Annotated in this window: 21 protein-coding genes and 3 tRNA genes; 15 read left to right on the top strand and 9 right to left on the bottom strand. The window is 56.4% G+C overall.

The features are described from left to right. Window positions 1-47: 47 nt before the first annotated feature. Entirely contained in the window at window positions 48-1112 is a 1065-nt protein-coding gene (locus tag B498_RS07470; RefSeq protein WP_008502082.1) for a GGDEF domain-containing protein, read from the bottom strand. Window positions 1113-1327: 215 nt separating this feature from the next. On the opposite strand from B498_RS07470, the gene B498_RS07475 reads away from it, so the two are divergent. Beyond that, window positions 1328-1597 carry a DUF1435 domain-containing protein gene (locus B498_RS07475; protein WP_032622975.1) on the top strand — a complete coding sequence of 90 codons (270 nt, stop codon included), beginning with the start codon at window positions 1328-1330 and terminating at the stop codon, window positions 1595-1597. Between the two features lie 39 nt (window positions 1598-1636). Here the strand turns inward: B498_RS07475 and B498_RS07480 are convergent. From B498_RS07480 to rsmC, 4 genes are all read right to left on the bottom strand, one after another. Then, window positions 1637-1722, bottom strand: a tRNA-Leu gene (locus tag B498_RS07480). A 42-nt stretch (window positions 1723-1764) separates the two neighbouring features. Then, window positions 1765-1851 (bottom strand) — tRNA-Leu (locus B498_RS07485). Window positions 1852-1879: 28 nt separating this feature from the next. Then, a tRNA-Leu gene (locus tag B498_RS07490) sits at window positions 1880-1966 on the bottom strand. Between the two features lie 172 nt (window positions 1967-2138). Continuing rightward, window positions 2139-3167: a 16S rRNA (guanine(1207)-N(2))-methyltransferase RsmC gene (rsmC, locus tag B498_RS07495; RefSeq protein ID WP_008502080.1), complete on the bottom strand. Its 1029-nt coding sequence runs from the start codon at window positions 3165-3167 to the stop codon at window positions 2139-2141. Between the two features lie 102 nt (window positions 3168-3269). Here rsmC and B498_RS07500 point away from each other — a divergent pair, with 102 nt between their 5' ends. The 8 genes from B498_RS07500 to B498_RS07535 all read left to right on the top strand — a co-directional run bounded on the left by B498_RS07500 (window position 3270) and on the right by B498_RS07535 (window position 9632). Further along, window positions 3270-3683, top strand: coding sequence for a DNA polymerase III subunit psi (locus B498_RS07500; protein WP_008502079.1), 414 nt, complete (start codon window positions 3270-3272; stop codon window positions 3681-3683). Continuing rightward, entirely contained in the window at window positions 3652-4095 is a 444-nt protein-coding gene (gene rimI, locus B498_RS07505; protein WP_008502078.1) for a ribosomal protein S18-alanine N-acetyltransferase, read from the top strand. The genes B498_RS07500 and rimI overlap by 32 nt, the downstream gene beginning before the upstream one ends. Before the next feature lie 20 nt (window positions 4096-4115). Beyond that, a complete protein-coding gene (yjjG, locus tag B498_RS07510; RefSeq protein ID WP_008502077.1) occupies window positions 4116-4793 on the top strand; it encodes a pyrimidine 5'-nucleotidase in 678 nt (225 codons plus the stop codon). 91 nt (window positions 4794-4884) lie between these two features. Continuing rightward, window positions 4885-6474 carry a peptide chain release factor 3 gene (gene prfC / locus B498_RS07515; RefSeq protein ID WP_008502076.1) on the top strand — a complete coding sequence of 530 codons (1590 nt, stop codon included), beginning with the start codon at window positions 4885-4887 and terminating at the stop codon, window positions 6472-6474. A 299-nt stretch (window positions 6475-6773) separates the two neighbouring features. Further along, complete coding sequence (osmY, locus tag B498_RS07520) at window positions 6774-7391, top strand: molecular chaperone OsmY (RefSeq protein WP_008502075.1); 618 nt, start codon at window positions 6774-6776, stop codon at window positions 7389-7391. A 127-nt stretch (window positions 7392-7518) separates the two neighbouring features. Continuing rightward, window positions 7519-7680 carry a DUF1328 domain-containing protein gene (locus B498_RS07525; protein WP_003856556.1) on the top strand — a complete coding sequence of 54 codons (162 nt, stop codon included), beginning with the start codon at window positions 7519-7521 and terminating at the stop codon, window positions 7678-7680. Between the two features lie 120 nt (window positions 7681-7800). Continuing rightward, window positions 7801-8853 carry a patatin family protein gene (locus B498_RS07530; protein ID WP_008502074.1) on the top strand — a complete coding sequence of 351 codons (1053 nt, stop codon included), beginning with the start codon at window positions 7801-7803 and terminating at the stop codon, window positions 8851-8853. Continuing rightward, window positions 8850-9632: a TatD family hydrolase gene (locus tag B498_RS07535; protein WP_085930311.1), complete on the top strand. Its 783-nt coding sequence runs from the start codon at window positions 8850-8852 to the stop codon at window positions 9630-9632. The genes B498_RS07530 and B498_RS07535 overlap by 4 nt, the downstream gene beginning before the upstream one ends. On the opposite strand, the gene B498_RS07540 is transcribed toward B498_RS07535, so the two are convergent. Then, window positions 9627-10487 (bottom strand): YjjW family glycine radical enzyme activase, encoded by an 861-nt coding sequence (locus B498_RS07540; protein ID WP_008502072.1) that lies wholly within the window; start codon window positions 10485-10487, stop codon window positions 9627-9629. The genes B498_RS07535 and B498_RS07540 overlap by 6 nt on opposite strands. Beyond that, a complete protein-coding gene (locus tag B498_RS07545) occupies window positions 10462-12009 on the bottom strand; it encodes a YjjI family glycine radical enzyme (protein ID WP_008502071.1) in 1548 nt (515 codons plus the stop codon). Before B498_RS07545 ends, B498_RS07540 begins: the two co-directional genes overlap by 26 nt. Window positions 12010-12271: 262 nt before the next feature. Here B498_RS07545 and deoC point away from each other — a divergent pair, with 262 nt between their 5' ends. The 4 genes from deoC to deoD all read left to right on the top strand — a co-directional run bounded on the left by deoC (window position 12272) and on the right by deoD (window position 16575). Then, on the top strand, window positions 12272-13051 hold the full coding sequence (deoC, locus tag B498_RS07550; protein WP_003856543.1) for a deoxyribose-phosphate aldolase: 780 nt from the start codon (window positions 12272-12274) through the stop codon (window positions 13049-13051). Between the two features lie 101 nt (window positions 13052-13152). Next, window positions 13153-14475 (top strand): thymidine phosphorylase, encoded by a 1323-nt coding sequence (gene deoA / locus B498_RS07555; RefSeq protein WP_032622973.1) that lies wholly within the window; start codon window positions 13153-13155, stop codon window positions 14473-14475. 53 nt (window positions 14476-14528) lie between these two features. Beyond that, window positions 14529-15752: a phosphopentomutase gene (deoB, locus tag B498_RS07560; protein WP_008502069.1), complete on the top strand. Its 1224-nt coding sequence runs from the start codon at window positions 14529-14531 to the stop codon at window positions 15750-15752. 103 nt (window positions 15753-15855) lie between these two features. Next, window positions 15856-16575: a purine-nucleoside phosphorylase gene (gene deoD / locus B498_RS07565; RefSeq protein ID WP_003856538.1), complete on the top strand. Its 720-nt coding sequence runs from the start codon at window positions 15856-15858 to the stop codon at window positions 16573-16575. Window positions 16576-16660: 85 nt separating this feature from the next. On the opposite strand, the gene lplA is transcribed toward deoD, so the two are convergent. Together lplA and B498_RS07575 are read right to left on the bottom strand one after the other, a co-directional pair. Then, entirely contained in the window at window positions 16661-17677 is a 1017-nt protein-coding gene (gene lplA / locus B498_RS07570) for a lipoate--protein ligase LplA (protein ID WP_008502068.1), read from the bottom strand. A gap of 39 nt (window positions 17678-17716) precedes the next feature. Next, window positions 17717-18361: a YtjB family periplasmic protein gene (locus tag B498_RS07575; protein ID WP_008502067.1), complete on the bottom strand. Its 645-nt coding sequence runs from the start codon at window positions 18359-18361 to the stop codon at window positions 17717-17719. Between the two features lie 117 nt (window positions 18362-18478). Here B498_RS07575 and serB point away from each other — a divergent pair, with 117 nt between their 5' ends. Both serB and radA read left to right on the top strand, forming a co-directional pair. Further along, window positions 18479-19447: a phosphoserine phosphatase gene (serB, locus tag B498_RS07580; RefSeq protein WP_008502066.1), complete on the top strand. Its 969-nt coding sequence runs from the start codon at window positions 18479-18481 to the stop codon at window positions 19445-19447. Between the two features lie 74 nt (window positions 19448-19521). Next, window positions 19522-20907: a DNA repair protein RadA gene (radA, locus tag B498_RS07585; RefSeq protein ID WP_008502065.1), complete on the top strand. Its 1386-nt coding sequence runs from the start codon at window positions 19522-19524 to the stop codon at window positions 20905-20907. Window positions 20908-20909: the final 2 nt, after the last annotated feature.

Raw genomic sequence — 20909 nt, 5'->3', positions numbered from 1 at the left:
CTCATACCAATGGCAAGACTTTTGTCCTGGTGACCTCGTCGGTAGGTTTATGCCGTCTGAATCTCTTCGCTTAGCAGAATGTTATTGCGTCCCATATGCTTTGCTTCATAGAGGGCTTTGTCCGCTTTTTCCAGCGCGCCTTCCACGTCTTCATCCTCGAAAATGGCGATGCCAATGCTGATAGTGACGTTTGTCGCGACGCTTTCGTTAAACAGATGCGGGATTTTCAAATCATAGACTTTCTGACGGATCCGCTCGGCCGTCTGGCGAGCGTGTTCGAGTGAAATGTTGGTCAGCAGCACCATAAACTCTTCCCCACCAAAACGCGCCACAATATCGCGAGAACGCACGGCGTCGCGGATTGCCGCAGAGACGCGCTTCAGCGCCTGGTCGCCCATCATATGGCCGTAATGGTCGTTATAGGCTTTGAAGTGGTCGATATCCATCAGCAGGACAAAGTGTTCGCCATTTTCTACCGTGGGCAGATTCTCCAGACGGCTTTGCAGACCGCGACGATTATAGAGCCCGGTAAGCGGGTCCATCATGCTGAGGTCGGTAAGGGTTTCTCGTTCTTCCAGAAGGCGAGAGAGCAGCTCCTGAGCGAAACGGTCGTTGCGTCTTTGCAAAATGTTATGAATAGCAATTGCCACCACAGGAAGTGCGAAAGAATAGGTCATTCGCAGCCATATATCGTGATCGCTTAACCACAGGCAGACAATAAAGGTGGGCAATGAATGCAGCGTAAACGCTTTGATATTACTGGCGAACGCCAGCGTGCCGATAAAAAGTACTGTTAAAAGAGCAATTAGCAAATATGTCGCATGGTCCTGAGTAATTAAGGCGAATTTGGAGACAATTTGCCAGGCCCACAAAATACCGAAGATACCTGAAACGACAGGAATATTTATCTTCCGCGCGCGCTTTCTCCAGTGCCAGACGAACAGGCCAGTACTGATGGCGAAAATAGCAATCAGAGGGGCGGAAAACAGGCGTACAGAATTGAGCGGATTTGTTACCGAGAACACTGCCGAAGTTGCGTTCAGAAATAAAAATAAACGTAACGATAATTGATATTTTCTGTGAACCAAAGACCGCCAGGATTGTGATGTCATAGTCGCGTGTTTTTATTAAAATTTAATTAAAACAGATAAATAGGTGTTATTTCGCAATAAAATATGCAAAAAACTCAAAGAGTAATTATCAGAAAATCTTTAGACGTTGTTAACAGGTGCGCAATTTATCACCTTAGACAATTCCTGTCATTACGGGAAAGGTAAAGGTCGATGGATTTTGATTCATTCAGCTGGCAAATGATAATTTTTGTTATATGATATTGGTTATCATTATCGTTGGTGGAGGGAAAAGCATGTTGAACAGAGCGCTGGGCAGTGGTTGGGGGGTACTGCTACCGGGAGCCATTCTCGGCGGTTTGACGTTTGCCGATCTCTCTCTCGATACCTGGAAAGTCATCATCGCGTCAGGACTGTTAGTCACGTCAGGCATGATCTGGCATAAGCAACTGCGTCACTTTGTTTTACTGCCATCCTGTGTCGCGCTGGTCAGCGGAATTCTGGTGATACTGATGAGTTTGAAATAACAGGAAAAAAGAAGAAATTCAGAGGGGTTGTAAGATAATTGGTGCGAGGGGGGGGACTCGAACCCCCACATCCTAAGGACACTAACACCTGAAGCTAGCGCGTCTACCAATTCCGCCACCTTCGCACAGTCATCTTACTCTTTATTGCTATGTTGATATCGCCTCGTTGGTGCGAGGGGGGGGACTCGAACCCCCACATCTGTAAGGACACTAACACCTGAAGCTAGCGCGTCTACCAATTCCGCCACCTTCGCCCAGTGCGAGCAATATCATCGTGATTTATGGTGCGAGGGGGGGGACTCGAACCCCCACATCCGTAAGGACACTAACACCTGAAGCTAGCGCGTCTACCAATTCCGCCACCTTCGCATACCATCGATACTGTAAAAGTATCGTAACCACGGAGGCGCATTCTAGATGTTTTCAGCTTTACGTCAACAGAAAAGTGCGCGTGATGCCTTGATTGATGCAAAAATGGCCGATGGACGCGCCGTGTATAGCCGGATGGCGCTTTCGCTTATCCGGCTTACAGGGGAGGCGATTACTTTTTGGCCTGACGCGTCATCACGGTGCGGTAGACCTTAAAGCGGCCGGTCTGGGCGATAACTTCGTGGAAGCCAAAAGTTTCATCCAGCACTTTCGGGTACGCCAGGAAGGCGTTCGCGACGATACGCAGCTCACCGCCGCTGTTGAGGTGACGAACTGCGCCACGGATCAGCGCTTGTGCCGCTTCCAGGCTGGTCTCCATACCGTCGTGGAACGGCGGGTTAGAGATGATCATGTCGAAGCGACCGGTGATGTCGGAGAAGACGTTGCTGGCAATGACTTCGCCTTCAATGCCGTTTGCGGCAAGCGTTGCGCGGCTGGCTTCAACCGCCGGGGCGCTCACGTCACACAGGGTTAAGCGCACTTTTGGCGAATGGCTGGCGAGCACGGTAGATAGCACGCCCGCGCCGCAGCCCACGTCCAGCACTTTGCCTTTGGTGTGCGGCGTCAGGGTGGAAAGCAGCAGCTTGCTGCCCGTATCCAGCGCATCGCGGCTAAACACGCCCGGCAGCGTTTTGATGGTCAGGCCGTCAAGCTGGTACTCATCCCAGTATGCCTGCGCATCAAACGTTGTCTGTTTTTCCAGACGGCCATGGTACAGACCACAGCGGCGAGCGCTGTCGACTTTATTCAGTGGCGCATAGCCTTCCAGCAGCTGTTCTGCGCTACGCACGCCGCTGCGGTTTTCACCGACCACGAAAATATCGCAGCCGACCGGCAGCAGGGAGAGCAGGTTCATCAGCTGGAACTGGGCTTCCGGTTTATTCTTCGGCCAGTAGTAGATCAGCGTATCGCAGTCGGCGATATCGCTCTGCTCTGCCACCAGGCTAAAGCGCGCGCGCTCGCCCATCTGGCGGCTCAGCACCTGCCAGTGGTGGTAGTATTGGGTGTGGGCACGGCTTTCAGCACAGTCGAAACGCGCGGGCAGGTCATCCTGCATATCTCCGGCAAACAGAATACGGCTTTCTTCGAAATCATCACTGTGACGCAGCAAGACTTCACTTGCCGGGGTAAATGCAGACATGAATTGTTCCTCAATAAACTCAGGCGGGGATTATAGTAGGTAGATGGCGCACTTTCGACACATTTGCTATATTTGCGCGCCTGAGAGACAGGAGTTTTCCCTATGACATCCCGACGAGACTGGCAGTTGCAGCAGCTGGGCATTACCCAGTGGGCTTTGCGTCGCCCGACGGCGTTGCAGGGCGAAATCGCTATCTCCATCCCGGCGCACGTTCGCCTGGTGATGGTGGCGGAAGAACTGCCTGCCCTGAATGACCCCCTGATCGGTGATGTTCTTCGCAGCCTGAAGCTGACGGCCGACCAGGTTTTACCGCTGACGCCAGAGCGTGTCGCGATGCTGCCTCCTGATAGCCGCTGTAACAGCTGGCGTATCGGAGAGGCAAATGAGATCTCTCTTCAGGGGAGCCAGATCTGCTCGCCAGCGCTGGACGAACTGAAAGCCAACCCAAAAGCGCGCAGCGCGCTATGGCAACAAATCTGCGAATATGAACACGATTTCTTCCCTCACGACGCCTGATCTGTCCACCGCGTTCGCGATTGAAACACGCGCCCACGCGTTTCCGTGGAGCGAAAAAACCTTCGCCAGCAATCAGGGCGAACGGTATCTGAACTACCGCCTGGACGTTGACGGCACCATGGCCGCTTTCGCGATCACGCAGGTTGTTCTTGATGAAGCGACGCTGTTTAATATCGCGGTTGATCCCGCGTTTCAGCGCCGCGGGCTGGGAAGAGAACTGCTTGAGCATCTCATCCGTGAGCTCGAAACCCGTGACGTTTTCACCCTGTGGCTGGAGGTGCGCGCGTCGAATGTCGCCGCCATCGCACTCTATGAAAGCTTAGGCTTTAACGAGGCGACAATCCGCCGTAACTACTACCCCACCGCAGAGGGACGTGAAGACGCCATCATAATGGCTCTGCCGATTGGATAATAAAAAATAAGGTTGTAACGATGAAATGGGACTGGATTTTCTTTGATGCCGACGAAACGCTGTTTACGTTCGACTCGTTCGGCGGCCTGCAGCGGATGTTTCTCGACTATAGCGTAACCTTCACCGCTGAAGATTTTCAGGACTATCAGGCGGTCAACAAACCGCTGTGGGTGGATTACCAGAACGGTGCCATCACCGCGTTACAGCTTCAGCACCAGCGCTTTGACGTCTGGGCGGAACGCTTAAAGGTCAGTCCGGGAACGCTGAACGAGGCTTTCCTCAACGCCATGGCCGATATTTGTGCGCCCCTGCCGGGCGCGGTTTCCCTGCTGAATGCGTTGAAAGGTAAGGTGAAACTGGGGATCATCACCAACGGTTTTACCGCCCTGCAGCAGATCCGCCTTGAGCGCACCGGCCTGCGCGATCATTTTGACGCGCTGGTGATCTCGGAAGAGGTTGGCGTGCCGAAGCCGGATCCGCGAATTTTCGACTACGCGCTGGCGCAGGCCGGCAATCCCGACCGCGATCGTGTCCTGATGGTGGGGGATACCGCAGAGTCAGATATTCTGGGCGGCATGAAGGCTGGTCTGTCGACCGTCTGGCTCAATGCGCATGGCCGCGTGAAGCCTGAAGGCATCGAGCCGACCTGGACCGTGACGTCGCTGAACGAACTGGAGCAACTCCTGTGTAAACAATGATTGCCTGCCCCCCGTTGATGGGTAAAATAGCCGCAATTTTGTATTCCATGATGCGTGGCGTGCTGCCGCGCTTATAAAAGAAGATTTAATTATGACGTTGTCTCCTTATCTGCAAGAGGTGGCCAAGCGCCGCACTTTTGCCATTATCTCGCACCCGGATGCCGGTAAAACGACCATCACTGAGAAGGTGTTGCTGTTCGGACAGGCGATCCAGACTGCGGGTACCGTTAAAGGCCGTGGCTCCAGCCAGCATGCAAAATCCGACTGGATGGAGATGGAAAAGCAGCGTGGTATTTCGATTACCACCTCCGTGATGCAGTTCCCCTATCACGACTGCCTGGTGAACCTGCTGGACACCCCGGGCCACGAAGACTTCTCCGAAGATACCTACCGTACCCTGACGGCGGTGGACTGCTGTCTGATGGTGATCGACGCCGCGAAAGGTGTAGAAGATCGTACCCGTAAGCTGATGGAAGTGACCCGTCTGCGCGATACGCCGATCCTCACCTTTATGAACAAACTCGACCGTGACATCCGCGATCCGATGGAGCTGATGGATGAAGTGGAAAACGAGCTGAAGATCGCCTGTGCGCCAATCACCTGGCCAATTGGCTGCGGTAAGCTGTTCAAAGGGGTTTATCACCTCTATAAAGACGAAACCTACCTGTATCAGACCGGTAAAGGCCACACCATTCAGGAAGTGCGCATCGTGAAAGGTCTGGACAACCCGGATCTGGACGCGGCGGTCGGCGAAGAGCTGGCCGCGCAGCTGCGCGACGAGCTGGAGCTGGTCAAGGGCGCGTCTCACGAATTCGACAAAGAGCTGTTCCTGAGCGGCGAAATTACCCCGGTCTTCTTCGGTACCGCACTGGGTAACTTCGGCGTTGACCACATGCTCGACGGGCTGGTGGAGTGGGCGCCGCAGCCGATGCCGCGCAAAACCGACACCCGTGAAGTGGAAGCGAAAGAAGAGAAGTTCACCGGCTTCGTGTTTAAGATTCAGGCCAACATGGACCCGAAACACCGTGACCGCGTGGCCTTTATGCGCGTAGTGTCCGGTAAATATGAAAAGGGCATGAAGCTGCGCCAGGTGCGTATCGGGAAAGACGTTGTCATCTCCGACGCGCTGACCTTTATGGCAGGTGATCGTTCCCACGTTGAAGAGGCCTATCCGGGCGACATCATCGGGCTGCACAACCACGGCACCATCCAGATCGGTGATACCTTCACCCAGGGTGAAATGATGAAGTTCACCGGTATTCCGAACTTCGCGCCGGAGCTGTTCCGTCGCATTCGTCTGCGCGATCCGCTTAAGCAGAAACAGCTGCTGAAAGGCCTGGTTCAGCTCTCCGAAGAGGGCGCCGTGCAGGTGTTCCGCCCGATTGCGAACAACGATCTGATCGTGGGTGCGGTCGGCGTGCTGCAGTTTGACGTGGTCGTTGCGCGCCTGAAGAGCGAATACAACGTAGAAGCGATTTACGAATCGGTGAACGTCGCGACCGCGCGCTGGGTTGAGTGTTCTGACGTGAAGAAATTCGAAGAATTTAAGCGTAAGAATGAAGTTCAGCTGGCGCTGGATGGCGGCGATAACCTGACCTATATCGCGCCAACGATGGTCAACCTGAACCTGACGCAGGAACGTTATCCGGACGTTCAGTTCCGTAAAACCCGCGAGCACTAATCCCCTCTCAGAGCACGGCATTCGCCGTGCTCTTCTTTATTTCCAGTCTTATTAATCCCTTGCGGAATGTTCTTAATTCAACGCAATTTCACGCTATTCGCCCATTTTTTACCCAATTCTGAAAGCGGCTCTGTGAGAGTGATCTATATTTAACTCAGTGTTTAACACCGGGCGTGGATAAATTAACTGTTCAATGCATGACTTTAGGTTATCCATTTTGCTCGTGTGTTTATTCGCAATATATATCACTACTAAGGAAGTATGTAGCCCGAATAACGGGTCAACACAGGAATAGATCGATGAATATGACAAGACTGAAGATTTCTAAAACTCTGCTGGCTGTAACACTGGGTAGCGTTCTGGTGAGCGGCTCCGCCCTGGCGGAAAGCAGCACCATGGATAAAGCACAATCCACGGCCGATAGCGCAGGGCAAAAAATCGATAGCTCTATGAATAAAGTCGGTAATTTCATGGATGACAGCTCTATCACAGCAAAAGTGAAGGCCGCACTGGTGGATGATGAAGCCATCAAGAGCACCGATATTTCCGTTAAGACCGACAAGAAAGTGGTCACGCTGAGCGGCTTTGTTGAAAGCCAGGCTCAGGCTGAACAGGCGGTGAAAGTGGCGAAAGGCGTCGAAGGCGTCGCCTCCGTCAGCGATAAGCTGCACGTCCGTGACGGCAAAAACGCGTCGGTGAAAGGTTATGCCGGTGATGCAGCCACCACCAGCGAAATCAAAGCTAAACTTTTAGCAGATGACATCGTGCCGTCCCGTAAGGTGAAAGTGGAAACCACCGATGGCGTGGTTCAGCTTTCCGGTACGGTAGATTCGCAGGCGCAAAGTGAACGTGCCGAGTCCATCGCGAAGGCGATTGATGGTGTGAAAAGCGTTAAAAACGATCTGAAAACGAAGTAAATCTCGACCATTCGCCCGTCTGGCTAAACCCTGCGGGCGAAATAAGAACGACTCTGGAAAAACGCCGGTGAGTGACCTGAGCGCTCACGTTTAGCGGCCGACATTAACTATGGTAAAGGAGAAGCTTATGTTTCGTTGGGGCATTATATTTCTGGTTATCGCGTTAATTGCCGCCGCATTGGGCTTTGGTGGACTGGCAGGTACAGCGGCATGGGCAGCTAAAATTGTCTTCGTTGTCGGTATTATTCTGTTCCTGGTCAGCCTGTTTACGGGGCGTCGACGTCCATAGCAAACGCAATATTCCTTCAACAAAATAAAGCCAGTCACTGTGACTGGCTTTTTCTTATTTGCGTAACAGGTCGGGTGCGTTACTGTGGTGTTATAAAATAATCAAAACAGGAAAGCAGAGGTGGGGCAACGAATTCCCGTTACGCTCGGCAATATTGCGCCGCTGACGTTAAAACCGTTTCGCGCGGGTCAACTCGCGCTGGTCTGCGAGGGTGGCGGACAGCGCGGCATTTTCACCGCTGGCGTGCTGGACGAATTTATGCGCGCGCAGTTCAACCCTTTTGACCTTTACTTCGGCACCTCTGCCGGGGCGCAGAACCTCTCTGCCTATGTCTGTAACCAGCCCGGCTACGCGCGAAAGGTCATCATGCGCTACACCACGGCGAAAGAATTTTTTAACCCGGTGCGGTTTGTGCGCGGCGGCAACCTGATCGATCTCGACTGGCTGCTGGAGTCAACCTCCAGCCAGATGCCGCTGGCCATGGATACTGCCGCCCGTCTGTTTGATAGCGGTAAAGAATTCTGGATGTGTGCCAGCCGGGGCGATGACTATTCCCCGGGCTATTTTTCGCCTCAGAAAGAGAACTGGCTGGACATCATCCGCGCCTCCAGCGCGATCCCCGGCTTTTATCGTACCGGTGCCCTGCTGGACGGTATTAGCTATCTGGACGGGGGGATCAGTGACGCGGTGCCGGTGCAGGAAGCCGCCCGTCGCGGGGCGAAAACCATTGTGGTGATCCGTACCGTACCGTCGCAAATGTATTACACCCCGCAGTGGTTTAAGCGGATGGAGCGCTGGCTGGGCGACAGCAGCCTGCAGCCGCTGGTGAACATCGCGAAGCAGCATGAAACCACCTACGGCGCGATGCAGCGCTTCATTGAGAAACCGCCGGGCAAGCTGCGTATTTTTGAAATTTATCCGCCTAAGCCGCTGCTGAGCATGGCGCTGGGCAGCCGCGTTCCTGCGCTGCGCATGGATTACAAAACGGGGCGGCTGTGCGGGCGCTACTTCCTGGCGACGGTGGGGAAAATGCTGGCGGAGCAGCCGCCGCTTCATCGCCATAAACGCATTATTACGCCGCCTGCGATTGTCGCCAACGACGCCCTGACGGTGCCGCTGGTCGACATTCCGCAGGCGAATGACGCTTTACTGGATAACGAGGATCTGGCGTGATGCACCGCTTTGTCGATACCCATTGCCACTTTGATTTCCCGCCGTTTACGGGAGATGAAGAGCGAAGCATTGCGAAAGCGGCCGAGGCAGGCGTTCAGGCCATTATTGTGCCTTCAGTGGAAGCGGCTTACTTTTCCCGGGTGCTGGATCTTGCTGCACAGCACCCCGCGCTCTATGCGGCGCTCGGCCTGCATCCGATCGTGATTGAGCGGCATCGGGATGAGGACATTGAGCGACTTGATGAGATAGTGCAGACCGCAGGCGACAAGCTTGTCGCCATCGGTGAGATCGGCCTCGATCTATATCGCGAGCATCCGCATTTTGAGCGCCAGCAGACGATCCTCGACGCGCAGCTCAGGCTGGCGAAGCGTCACGATCTGCCGGTGATCCTTCATTCAAGACGCACACACGATAAGCTGGCAATGCACCTGAAGCGTATCGATTTGCCGCGTAAGGGCGTCGTGCATGGTTTCTCAGGCAGCCTGCAGCAGGCGCAGCGTTTTATCGAGCTGGGCTACAAAATCGGCGTTGGGGGCACCATCACCTATCCGCGCGCCAGCAAAACCCGGGACGTGATGGCACAGCTGCCGCTGTCGGCGCTTCTGCTGGAAACCGACGCGCCGGACATGCCGCTGAACGGTTTTCAGGGCCAGCCGAATCGCCCGGAACAGGCGGCGCGCGTGTTCACAGCCCTGTGTGAACTGCGAAAAGAGCCTGAAGAGGTGATTGCCGGTGCGCTGCTGGAAAATACGCGTTCGGTATTTGGCATCACGCTATAGATAAAGCGCCGGACGGATCACCGTTATCTTCTGTTTTTCCAGCGCCCGCGCCAGCGGTTCAACGTCTTCCGGCGTGGCGCTGCGCCATGACGCCGCCTCGCCGTACACGCCATGCGCATGAAACGCGTTGAGGCGCACCGGCACGTTTCCAAGCCCGTGGATAAACGCCGTCAGCGGCTTCAGATGTTCCAGATAATCACACTGTTCCGGAATCACCAGCAGGCGGAGCTCCGTTAAACGATTACGATCTGCCAGCCAGCGGATACTCTGCTTGATCTGCGGGTTTTCGCGCCCGGTCAGGAAGCGGTGGTGTTCGTTCCCCCATGCTTTCAGGTCCAGCATCGCGCCATCCAGTACCGGCAGCAGCCTTTGCCAGCCGGTTTCGCTTAACAAACCGTTGCTGTCGACCAGGCAGGTCAGATGATTCAGATCGGGATCGGCTTTGATCGCGGTGAACAGCGTCACTAAAAACGGTAATTGCGTTGTGGCCTCACCGCCGCTCACGGTGATCCCCTCGATAAACGGTGCGGATTTGCGGATCTGTGAAAGGATCTCCTCCACGCTCAGGCGGTGCGCCATAGGCGTTGCCTGCTGCTGGCACAGGTGCAGGCAGGTGTCGCACTGCTGGCAGTCACTCTCCTGCCACCAGACGCGTCCCGCCTGTATGGTCAGCGCGTCGTGCGGGCAGTGGGGCACGCAGTCCCCGCAGTCGTTGCAGCGGCCGATCGTCCACGGGTTGTGGCAGGTTTTACAGCGCAGGTTGCAGCCCTGCAGGAACAGGGCCAGGCGGCTGCCCGGCCCGTCCACGCAGGAAAAAGGGATGACCTGACTAACTAAAGCGCATCTGCTGTTCATGGCTTATCACGCGCGGCTGACGTTCCAGAATACGGGTATTGCGCGCGGCTTCTTCACCCAGCCAGGTGGTATTGGTGCGCGATCCGGCTTCCCGGTACTTCTCCAGATCCGACAACCGCACCATATAACCGGTAACGCGCACCAGATCGTTACCCGCGACGTTGGCGGTAAACTCGCGCATCCCCGCCCTGAACGCGCCGAGACAGAGCTGGACCACCGCCTGCGGGTTACGTTTTACCGTCTCATCCAGCGTCAAAATATCGCTGATCCCGGAAGCGTAGTGCTTGTGGTGCGGCGCCACCGCCAGCAGGTGGCTGATGGGATCCGGCTCGTCGCCGTAGGGCAGGCGCGCGCCCGGCGTGGTGCCCGAGTCAGAGCTGATCCCCGACTGCGCATGCAGCATCGCGCGCTGCTTCCAGCCGTGTTTCACCGGCGTGTTTTCGACAAACGCCGCAAGCTGTTCGCTGATGCGATAGCCCAGCGCGTTGGCCTGCTCGTCTTTGCCGTAACGCCCAGTCATCCCGGCTTTCTCACAGAGCACGTTTACCGCTTCTGCCAGGCCGTACATGCCAAACATCGGCACAAACCGATCGGCATCAATCAGCCCCTCTTTCACCAGGAAGCTATTCTCAAAGAAGCCGGATTGTTGATACAGGAAATCGCAGCGGGCATCGATGATGGCCATTTGCTGCTGGCAGTAATGCGAGAGGGCGCGGCTGAAGAAGTCTTCCATTGACGTACTGTGTTCGGCGATGGCCTTGAGGTTGAGGCGCACCAGGGTGCTGCCACCGCCTGCCAGAGGCAGGGAGTTGTAACAGCTCACTACGCCGGAATGGCCTTTTGTGAAAATTTTATCATTCACCGGGCCATTAGAAATATGCGGTTTGCTGCATTCACATATGTTTTTTGCCACCTCAAGCAGCAAATCATCCGGGGTGATCGCTGGATCATAAATAAAGGTCAGGTTCGGCGCGACCTGCTTCAGCTCTGCATCGGCACGCAGAATGGCACGCGTGACGGGGGTATCTTCCGGCCCGATATTGGCATGCATAAAGGCATCGGGCAGCGTACGGTCGAGATAGCGCCAGAAACGTTTTATTCGGCTATTGATTTCTTCTTGTGTTAGAATTCTAACATAAGGTTGCAGCAACGCATCAAGCTGACCGAGATAGACCGGCATCGATGTGACGGACGGAACATGGTGGTAGAGGATGGTTAACAGTGAGAGGGCGTCGTCGAGATCTTTTGCCCCTTCCAGTTCCAGCCATTCTGAACCGTTAGCCAGAAATTTTGCGTAATCCGGCAGAACGTAACGGGGTTTGTAAGGCGCATGGCCTTCGAACATGTCGCAGATGAACCCCTCGTCCAGCGCGGCGCGCGCAGCTTCAGGAAGTGCCGGATACGGCAGGTTGTTTTCCGCTTCCAGCGCCAGAAAGTGACGTTTTTGTTCCGGGGTTAACGCCGGGCTTGTCACAATCTGCTGGCAACGTTGTTGCAGGGCGTCGGGGCTGGAGTGGGACATGTTCGCTTCCTTGAGTGTTCTGCGGATGATGAACGGATTGTAGAAAGCCTGCCTGTCGGCACTTTTGATCCGACAGGGGGTATCGCTGCTTTAGTCCGCAATATGCGCGCTAAAGTTTGAAGAAGATCTCATTACAGTAATGCAAATTTGCACGCAGTTTTCATTAACTGTGATGAATGTCGAAGTGTGGATGCGGGTGGATGTTAGAATACTCACAGACCCGCAAGGTAAAATTTATACGGCACTGCCGTTGGAGAATGTTATGACCGATTTAACTGCAAGCAGCCTGCGCGCGTTGAAACTGATGGACCTGACTACCCTGAACGATGACGACACCAATGAGAAAGTCATCGCCCTGTGCCATCAGGCGAAAACGCCGGTGGGCAACACCGCAGCCGTCTGTATCTACCCGCGCTTTATCCCGATTGCCCGTAAGACGCTGAAAGAGCAGGGCACCCCGGACGTGCGCATTGCAACCGTCACTAACTTCCCGCATGGCAACGATGATATCGAGATTGCGCTGGCAGAAACCCGCGCGGCGATTGCCTACGGCGCAGACGAAGTGGACGTGGTGTTCCCGTACCGCGCGCTGATCGCCGGCAACGAGCAGGTCGGTTTTGACCTGGTGAAGGCCTGTAAAGACGCGTGTGCGGCGGCAAACGTGCTGCTGAAAGTGATCATCGAAACCGGCGAGCTGAAAGAAGAGGCGCTGATTCGTAAAGCCTCTGAAATCTCCATCAAAGCCGGTGCGGATTTCATTAAAACCTCTACCGGTAAAGTACCGGTAAATGCGACCCCGGAAAGCGCGCGCATCATGATGGAAGTGATCCGCGACATGGGCGTGTCCAAAACCGTGGGCTTCAAACCTGCGGGCGGCGTGCGTACCGCGGAAGACGCGCAGCAGTTCCTGGCGATTGCCGACGAGCTGTTCGGCGCCGACTGGGCCGATTCCCGTCACTACCGTTTTGGCGCCTCCAGCCTGCTGGCCAGCCTGCTGAAAGCGCTGGGTCACGGCGACGGTAAGAGCGCAAGCAGCTACTAAGTTTGAATTGCCGGGTGGCGCTACGCTTACCCGGCCTACCCGGATCGTGGTCGGGTAAACCGTACCCGCCACCATTCACCCGATTCCTCATGGGGGTTACCGTGTTTCTCGCACAAGAAATTATTCGTAAAAAACGTGATGGTCATGCATTAAGCGACGATGAGATCCGCTTCTTCATCAACGGCATTCGTGATAACACCGTCTCAGAAGGGCAGATTGCGGCTCTGGCGATGACCATTTTCTTCCACGATATGTCGATGCCTGAGCGCGTGTCGCTGACCATGGCGATGCGAGATTCAGGAACCGTTCTGGACTGGAAAAGCCTCAACCTTAACGGCCCGATTGTGGATAAACACTCCACCGGCGGCGTGGGCGACGTGACCTCCCTGATGCTTGGCCCCATGGTGGCAGCCTGTGGCGGTTATATCCCGATGATCTCCGGGCGCGGCCTGGGCCACACCGGCGGTACACTCGACAAACTGGAAGCCATTCCGGGCTTCGATATCTTCCCGGATGACAACCGCTTCCGCGACATTATTAAAGACGTTGGTGTGGCGATTATCGGCCAGACCAGCTCTCTTGCTCCGGCAGACAAGCGTTTCTACGCGACCCGCGACATCACCGCGACCGTTGACTCCATCCCGCTGATCACCGCCTCTATCCTGGCGAAGAAGCTGGCAGAAGGGCTGGACGCGCTGGTGATGGACGTGAAGGTAGGCAGCGGCGCGTTTATGCCAACCTATGAACTCTCTGAGGCGCTGGCCGAAGCGATCGTTGGCGTCTCCAACGGCGCGGGCGTGCGCACTACCGCACTGCTCACCGACATGAACCAGGTGCTGGCTTCCAGCGCCGGTAACGCCGTCGAAGTGCGTGAAGCCGTCCAGTTCCTGACGGGCGAATACCGCAACCCGCGTCTGTTCGACGTCACCATGGCGCTGTGCGTGGAGATGTTAATCTCCGGCAAGCTGGCCAAAGACGACGCCGACGCCCGCGCGAAGCTACAGGCGGTACTGGACAACGGCAAAGCGGCGGAGATCTTTGGCCGCATGGTTGCGGCGCAGAAAGGCCCAACCGACTTCGTCGAAAACTATGCGAAGTACCTGCCGACCGCGACGCTCAGCAAAGCGGTGTATGCCGACAGCGAAGGGTTTGTCTCGGCAATGGATACCCGCGCGCTGGGTATGGCGGTCGTGTCTATGGGCGGCGGCCGTCGTCAGGCGTCAGATACCATTGATTACAGCGTCGGCTTTACCGATATGGTCCGTCTGGGCGACAGCGTTGACGGCCAACGTCCGCTGGCGGTGATCCACGCCAAAGATGAAGCCAGCTGGCAGGAAGCGGCGAAAGCGGTGAAAGCGGCCATTACGCTTGACAATAAAGCGCCAGAAACCACACCGACTGTCTATCGCCGTATCACCGAATAGCGGTATACTGATCTGATCGATAATTTTTGAAGCACTACGTACGGAGAACAATTATGAAACGTGCATTTATTATGGTGCTGGACTCATTCGGCATCGGCGCAACCGAAGATGCAGAACGTTTTGGTGACGTGGGTTCCGATACCATGGGTCACATCGCGGAAGCCTGTGCGAAAGGCGAAGCGGATAACGGTCGTAAAGGCCCTCTGACTCTACCCAACCTGACCCGCCTTGGGCTGGTGAAAGCACATGAAGGTTCTACCGGTAAAATCGCAGCCGGTATGAACGGCAATGCGGAAGTCGTGGGCGCCTATGCCTGGGCGCACGAGCTCTCCTCCGGTAAAGACACCCCGTCTGGCCACTGGGAAATCGCCGGTGTGCCAGTGCTGTTCGACTGGGGTTACTTCTCCGATCACGAGAACAGCTTCCCGCAGGAGCTGCTCGATAAGCTGGTGAAGCGTGCCAACCTGCCGGGCTACCTCGGCAACTGCCACTCCTCCGGTACCGTGATTCTGGACCAGCTCGGCGAAGAGCATATGAAAACCGGCAAGCCGATTTTCTACACCTCTGCTGACTCCGTGTTCCAGATTGCCTGCCACGAAGAGACCTTTGGCCTGGATAAACTCTACGAGCTGTGCGAAATCGCCCGTGAAGAGCTGACCGAAGGCGGCTACAACATTGGCCGCGTGATCGCGCGTCCGTTTATCGGCGACAAAGCGGGTAACTTCCAGCGTACCGGTAACCGTCACGATCTGGCCGTTGAGCCGCCGGCGCCAACCGTGCTGCAGAAGCTGGTCGATGAGAAAGACGGCCACGTGGTGTCCGTGGGCAAAATCGCGGATATCTACGCTAACTGCGGCATCACCAAAAAGGTCAAAGCGACCGGACTCGATGCGCTGTTCGATGCCACCATCAAAGAGATGAAAGAAGCGGGCGACAAGACCATTGTCTTCACCAACTTCGTCGACTTCGACTCCTCCTGGGGTCACCGTCGCGACGTAGCGGGTTATGCTGCGGGTCTTGAGCTGTTCGACCGCCGCCTGCCGGAGCTGATGGAGCTGGTGGGTGAAGATGACATTCTGATCCTGACCGCGGACCACGGCTGCGATCCAACCTGGACCGGTACCGACCACACCCGTGAGCACATTCCGGTGCTGGTGTACGGCCCGAAAGTGAAGCCGGGTTCGCTGGGTCATCGTGAAACCTTCGCGGACATTGGCCAGACCCTGGCGAAATACTTTGGTACGTCTGACATGGAATATGGCAAGGCCATGTTCTGATGTCATTGCCCGGTGGCGCTTCGCTTACCGGGCCTACGGTTTTGTAGGCCGGGTAAGGCGTAGCCGCCACCCGGCAAAAACAACAAGTTAAAAGGAACTGAAGATGGCAACTCCTCACATTAATGCAGAAATGGGTGATTTCGCTGACGTCGTATTGATGCCGGGCGACCCGCTGCGCGCGAAGCACATTGCAGAAACCTTCCTGGAAGACGTGCGTGAAGTGAACAACGTTCGCGGCATGCTGGGCTTCACGGGTACTTATAAAGGCCGCAAAATCTCCGTTATGGGCCACGGTATGGGTATCCCATCCTGCTCCATCTACACCAAAGAGCTGATCACCGATTTCGGTGTGAAGAAAATCATCCGCGTAGGCTCCTGCGGTGCGGTGCGTATGGACGTTAAGCTGCGTGACGTGGTGATCGGCATGGGCGCGTGTACCGACTCTAAAGTCAACCGCATCCGCTTTAAAGATCATGACTTTGCGGCCATCGCTGACTTTGACATGGTGCGTAACGCGGTTGACGCGGCAAAAGCGCTGGGCGTTGACGCGCGCGTGGGCAACCTGTTCTCTGCCGATCTGTTCTACTCGCCAGAAGGCGACATGTTCGACGTGATGGAAAAATACGGCATCCTGGGCGTGGAAATGGAAGCGGCCGGTATCTACGGCGTAGCGGCTGAATTCGGTGCGAAAGCGCTGACCATCTGCACCGTATCTGACCATATCCGTACCCACGAGCAGACTACCGCTGCCGAGCGTCAGACCACCTTCAACGACATGATCAAAATCGCGCTGGAATCCGTTCTGCTGGGCGATAAAGAGTAAGAGCTGTTGTGCCGGGTGGCAGCCTCGCCTGACCCGGCCTACGGTTTTGTAAGCCCGCTAAGCGCAGCGCAAGCGGGCTTTTTTACTAGCGCACGGCCTGTGCAACCCATGCTGACAAATCCCTTAACTCTTTTTCCTGCTCCGGAAAATCGCCCATCAGCGCATCACACTCCTGCTGCAACATATCCGCCCGATACAAACAGCCCTGCAGACGAGCGGCTAACGCCTCTAACGGTGCCGGATTGAGACTATCCGTAAAGACCTGCGTGCGGGTGATATGGCCTTTCTCCACGTCGAAGTGCAGCTCCACGCCGCCCCAGGTAAACCGTTCGTCCAGCAGATGGGAAAAGGCAGGGGCCTGACCGAAGTTCCACTCCCAACTGCTCTGGCGCGCAAAGGTTTCCGCGAAGTTGGGCAGGTCCGGGGTTTTGTCAGGGGAGATCGCTTCAGCTTCTACCCGCTCGCCGTAATGTTCGAAGAAGGCTTCACGAATCGCATCGCAAATCTGCTCGTGAGTAATCCCGGGCAGCAGTTCCACCAGATTCGCCACGCGCCCGCGCACGGAGGTGATGCCCTTAGCCTGTAGCTTTTTCTTATCTGGATTAAGGTAGTTAGCCAGACGGCTGAGATCGGCGTTCAGCAGCAGGGTACCGTGGTGGAATCCGCGATCCATCGTTTCGCGATAGGCAGAGCCGGATACCTTGCGGTCGCCATCGGGCGTTTTGACCACCAGATCGTTACGTCCGGAGGCTTCCGCCGTCACGCCGAGCGAATTGAGCGCGTTGAGGACGATGGACGTTGAGATGGTTTTGTCGTATTCCGGTTTGCCCGCCATAAAGGTAAAGCAGGTATTGCCCAGATCGTGGAATACCGCGCCGCCGCCGCTGCTGCGGCGCGCCAGACGGACGTTGTCTTCTTCCATACGGCGGGTGTTGCACTCTTTCCACGGGTTTTGCGCACGACCAATAACCACCGTATCGGCATTGCGCCAGAGAAACAGTACGCGCTGGGTGGCAGGCATCTGGCGGAAGATGCACTCCTCCACCGCCAGGTTAAACCAGGGATCGTAAGAGTCAGAGATAAGCAGGCGTAACGTCGACATGGCAGAGTTCCTTTTCCGAATCATCCGCCTACTTTATCACTATTCTTTCTTCTCGCTCTCTTCGTCTTCGGGGACTGACCGGCTGGCGGTCAGCAGGAACGGGGATTGCTGCCAGCGCGTGCGCTTGCCCCGAAGCAGAGTGCGTGCCAGCACAACGCCGATGGCGAGTGAAAGCAGCAGCATCAGGCGCAGAATATTGGTGGTATTATCGACCTGTTTGGCTTCAGTGGGCAGGGTGTGGGTATCAAGGGTGAGGCGCAGATAACCCAGCGGGCCATTCTTCCCCTGAATAGGTTCAACAAGCTGCTGGTTGAAGTAGCCGCCGGCTTTTTTGCCGTCCAGCGCCAGCCTGTCTCGCACGTCGACGTGCTCACCCGCACGGGCAATGAGGTTGCCTTGCTCATCATAGACACCGGCATCAAGAATGCGGCTGTTCTCCGTGAGCAGGCGTAAAACCTGGCCTATCCGCTTCTCGTCAGGCGTTTCGTTACGCATGGACGGCGCGACGTTGAGCGTGACCTGGCGTGCCAGCGTGCGGGCCAGCTCTTCAAACTGCGGGTTGCGTTGCCGTTGATGGTTCTGGCTAAACCACGATGCCCCTTGCATCAGCACCACTAAGAGTGCGAGACAGGAAAGGACAATCACGGCGCGATGGAGCCGGAATTTCAGTTTTGCGCGAGCCATATTCCACCTGCTGAAAATTTACGGCTTAATGTTGCCAGAAGTGATGGTTACAGGGTAGCCTCATGCGTTATTTTCCCTCTGCAACCTTCCGGCGCGAACGAAATTACAGGAGCTTTAATGCCGAACATTACCTGGTGTGACCTGCCAACGGATGTCTCTTTATGGCCAGGATTGCCGCTCTCTTTAAGTGGCGATGAGGTGATGCCTCTGGATTACCACGCCGGTCGTAGCGGCTGGCTGCTGTACGGACGCGGTCTGGATAAGCAACGCCTGACCCAGTATCAAACCAAACTGGGGGCCGCGATGGTCATCGTCGCCGCCTGGTGCGTGGAAGACTACCAGGTCATTCGCCTGGCGGGCTCTCTGACCCAGCGCGCCACGCGCCTGGCGCATGACGCAGGGCTGGATGTCGCACCGCTGGGTAAAATTCCGCACCTGAAAACGCCTGGCCTGCTGGTCATGGACATGGATTCTACCGCCATTCAGATCGAGTGTATCGACGAAATTGCGAAGCTGGCGGGCAGCGGCGAGCTGGTGGCTGAAGTCACCGAGCGTGCGATGCGCGGCGAGCTGGATTTCACCGCCAGCCTGCGACAGCGCGTGGCGACCCTGAAAGGGGCCGATGCCAACATTCTGCGCCAGGTGCGCGACGTGCTGCCGCTGATGCCCGGGCTGACGCAGCTGGTGCTGAAGCTGCAGTCCCTCGGCTGGAAGGTGGCGATCGCCTCCGGTGGCTTCACCTTCTTCGCGGATTATCTGCGGGAAAAACTGCATCTGACCACGGTGGTGGCCAACGAGCTGGAGATCATGGACGGCAAGCTGACCGGCCAGGTGATCGGCGATATTGTGGATGCCCAGTACAAAGCCAATACGCTGACGCGCCTCGCGGAAAAATATGAAATTCCGGTTGTCCAGACCGTCGCCATCGGTGACGGCGCGAATGACCTGCCGATGATCAAAGCGGCCGGCCTGGGCATTGCCTACCATGCCAAGCCAAAAGTGAATGAAAAGACGGAAGTGACTATCCGTCACGCTGACCTGATGGGGGTGTTCTGCATTCTCTCCGGCAGCCTTAATCAGAAATAACGGTCTGCTTTGTAGGCCGGGTAAGCGTAAGCGCCACCCGGCTCGCAGGCCGCAGAGAAATAACGAGGTAAACCGTGGCGAAAGCTCCAAAACGCGCATTTGTCTGTAATGAATGTGGTGCGGATTATCCGCGCTGGCAGGGGCAATGTAGCGCCTGCCATGCCTGGAACACCATCACCGAAGTGCGTGGTGTGGCGGCTTCGCCGAGCGTGGCGCGCAATGAACGCCTGAGTGGCTATGCGGGCAATGCAGGCGTGTCGAAGGTACAAAAACTTTCAGACATCAGCCTGGAGGCGCTGCCGCGCTTCTCCACCTGCTTCAAGGAATTTGACCGCGTGCTCGGCGGCGGCGTGGTGCCGGGCAGCGCGATCCTGATCGGCGGTAACCCGGGCGCGGGTAAATCGACTCTGCTGCTGCAAACGCTTTGCAAGCTCGCCGAACAGATGAAAACCCTGTACGTCACGGGCGAAGAATCACTCCAGCAGGTGGCGATGCGCGCGCACCGTCTCGGCCTGCCGACCGGCAACCTGAATATGCTGTCGGAAACCAGCATCGAGCAGATCTGCATGATCGCCGAAGAAGAGCAGCCGAAGCTGATGGTGATCGACTCCATCCAGGTGATGCACATGGCGGACATCCAGTCCTCGCCGGGCAGCGTCGCGCAGGTGCGTGAAACCGCGGCCTACCTGACGCGCTTTGCCAAAACGCGCGGCGTGGCGATTGTGATGGTGGGGCACGTGACCAAAGACGGCTCGCTGGCGGGACCGAAGGTGCTCGAACACTGTATCGACTGCTCGGTGATGCTCGACGGCGACGCGGACTCTCGCTTCCGTACCCTGCGCAGCCATAAAAACCGCTTTGGGGCGGTGAATGAGCTAGGCGTCTTTGCCATGACCGAACAGGGGCTGCGCGAAGTCAGCAACCCGTCGGCCATCTTCCTGAGCCGGGGAGATGAAATCACCTCCGGCAGCTCGGTGATGGTGCTGTGGGAAGGGACGCGCCCGCTGCTCGTTGAAATTCAGGCACTGGTGGATCACTCGATGATGGGCAACCCGCGGCGCGTGGCGGTCGGTCTGGAACAGAACCGCCTGGCAATCCTGCTGGCGGTGCTGCACCGTCACGGCGGGCTGCAGATGGCGGATCAGGACGTCTTCGTGAACGTGGTCGGCGGCGTCAAAGTCACCGAGACCAGCGCAGACCTGGCGCTGCTGCTGGCGATGGTCTCCAGCCTGCGCGACAGACCGCTGCCGCAGGATCTGGTCGTCTTCGGCGAAGTGGGCCTTGCCGGGGAAATCCGTCCGGTGCCGAGCGGCCAGGAGCGTATCTCCGAGGCGGCAAAACACGGTTTCCGTCGGGCTATCGTTCCCGCTGCCAACGTGCCGAAAAAAATCCCGGAAGGGATGCAGGTCTTTGGCGTGAAGAAACTCGCAGATGCGTTAAATGTCTTTGACGACTTATAATT

Source organism: Enterobacter sp. SST3, assembly GCF_000286655.1.
Lineage (GTDB): Bacteria > Pseudomonadota > Gammaproteobacteria > Enterobacterales > Enterobacteriaceae > Enterobacter > Enterobacter roggenkampii.
The sequence above is the reverse complement of the archived record's forward strand: the minus strand, read 5'-3'. Positions and strand labels throughout refer to the sequence as shown.

What these genes read in the sequence shown, in the direction of transcription:
- B498_RS07470 (WP_008502082.1), bottom strand. Translation starts at nt 1,112, where the DNA reads ATGACATCACAATCCTGGCGGTCTTTGGTTCACAGAAAATATCAATTA.
- B498_RS07475 (WP_032622975.1), top strand. Translation starts at nt 1,328, where the DNA reads ATGATATTGGTTATCATTATCGTTGGTGGAGGGAAAAGCATGTTGAAC.
- rsmC (WP_008502080.1), bottom strand. Translation starts at nt 3,167, where the DNA reads ATGTCTGCATTTACCCCGGCAAGTGAAGTCTTGCTGCGTCACAGTGAT.
- B498_RS07500 (WP_008502079.1), top strand. Translation starts at nt 3,270, where the DNA reads ATGACATCCCGACGAGACTGGCAGTTGCAGCAGCTGGGCATTACCCAG.
- rimI (WP_008502078.1), top strand. Translation starts at nt 3,652, where the DNA reads ATGAACACGATTTCTTCCCTCACGACGCCTGATCTGTCCACCGCGTTC.
- yjjG (WP_008502077.1), top strand. Translation starts at nt 4,116, where the DNA reads ATGAAATGGGACTGGATTTTCTTTGATGCCGACGAAACGCTGTTTACG.
- prfC (WP_008502076.1), top strand. Translation starts at nt 4,885, where the DNA reads ATGACGTTGTCTCCTTATCTGCAAGAGGTGGCCAAGCGCCGCACTTTT.
- osmY (WP_008502075.1), top strand. Translation starts at nt 6,774, where the DNA reads ATGAATATGACAAGACTGAAGATTTCTAAAACTCTGCTGGCTGTAACA.
- B498_RS07525 (WP_003856556.1), top strand. Translation starts at nt 7,519, where the DNA reads ATGTTTCGTTGGGGCATTATATTTCTGGTTATCGCGTTAATTGCCGCC.
- B498_RS07540 (WP_008502072.1), bottom strand. Translation starts at nt 10,487, where the DNA reads ATGAACAGCAGATGCGCTTTAGTTAGTCAGGTCATCCCTTTTTCCTGC.
- B498_RS07545 (WP_008502071.1), bottom strand. Translation starts at nt 12,009, where the DNA reads ATGTCCCACTCCAGCCCCGACGCCCTGCAACAACGTTGCCAGCAGATT.
- deoC (WP_003856543.1), top strand. Translation starts at nt 12,272, where the DNA reads ATGACCGATTTAACTGCAAGCAGCCTGCGCGCGTTGAAACTGATGGAC.
- deoB (WP_008502069.1), top strand. Translation starts at nt 14,529, where the DNA reads ATGAAACGTGCATTTATTATGGTGCTGGACTCATTCGGCATCGGCGCA.
- deoD (WP_003856538.1), top strand. Translation starts at nt 15,856, where the DNA reads ATGGCAACTCCTCACATTAATGCAGAAATGGGTGATTTCGCTGACGTC.
- lplA (WP_008502068.1), bottom strand. Translation starts at nt 17,677, where the DNA reads ATGTCGACGTTACGCCTGCTTATCTCTGACTCTTACGATCCCTGGTTT.
- B498_RS07575 (WP_008502067.1), bottom strand. Translation starts at nt 18,361, where the DNA reads ATGGCTCGCGCAAAACTGAAATTCCGGCTCCATCGCGCCGTGATTGTC.
- serB (WP_008502066.1), top strand. Translation starts at nt 18,479, where the DNA reads ATGCCGAACATTACCTGGTGTGACCTGCCAACGGATGTCTCTTTATGG.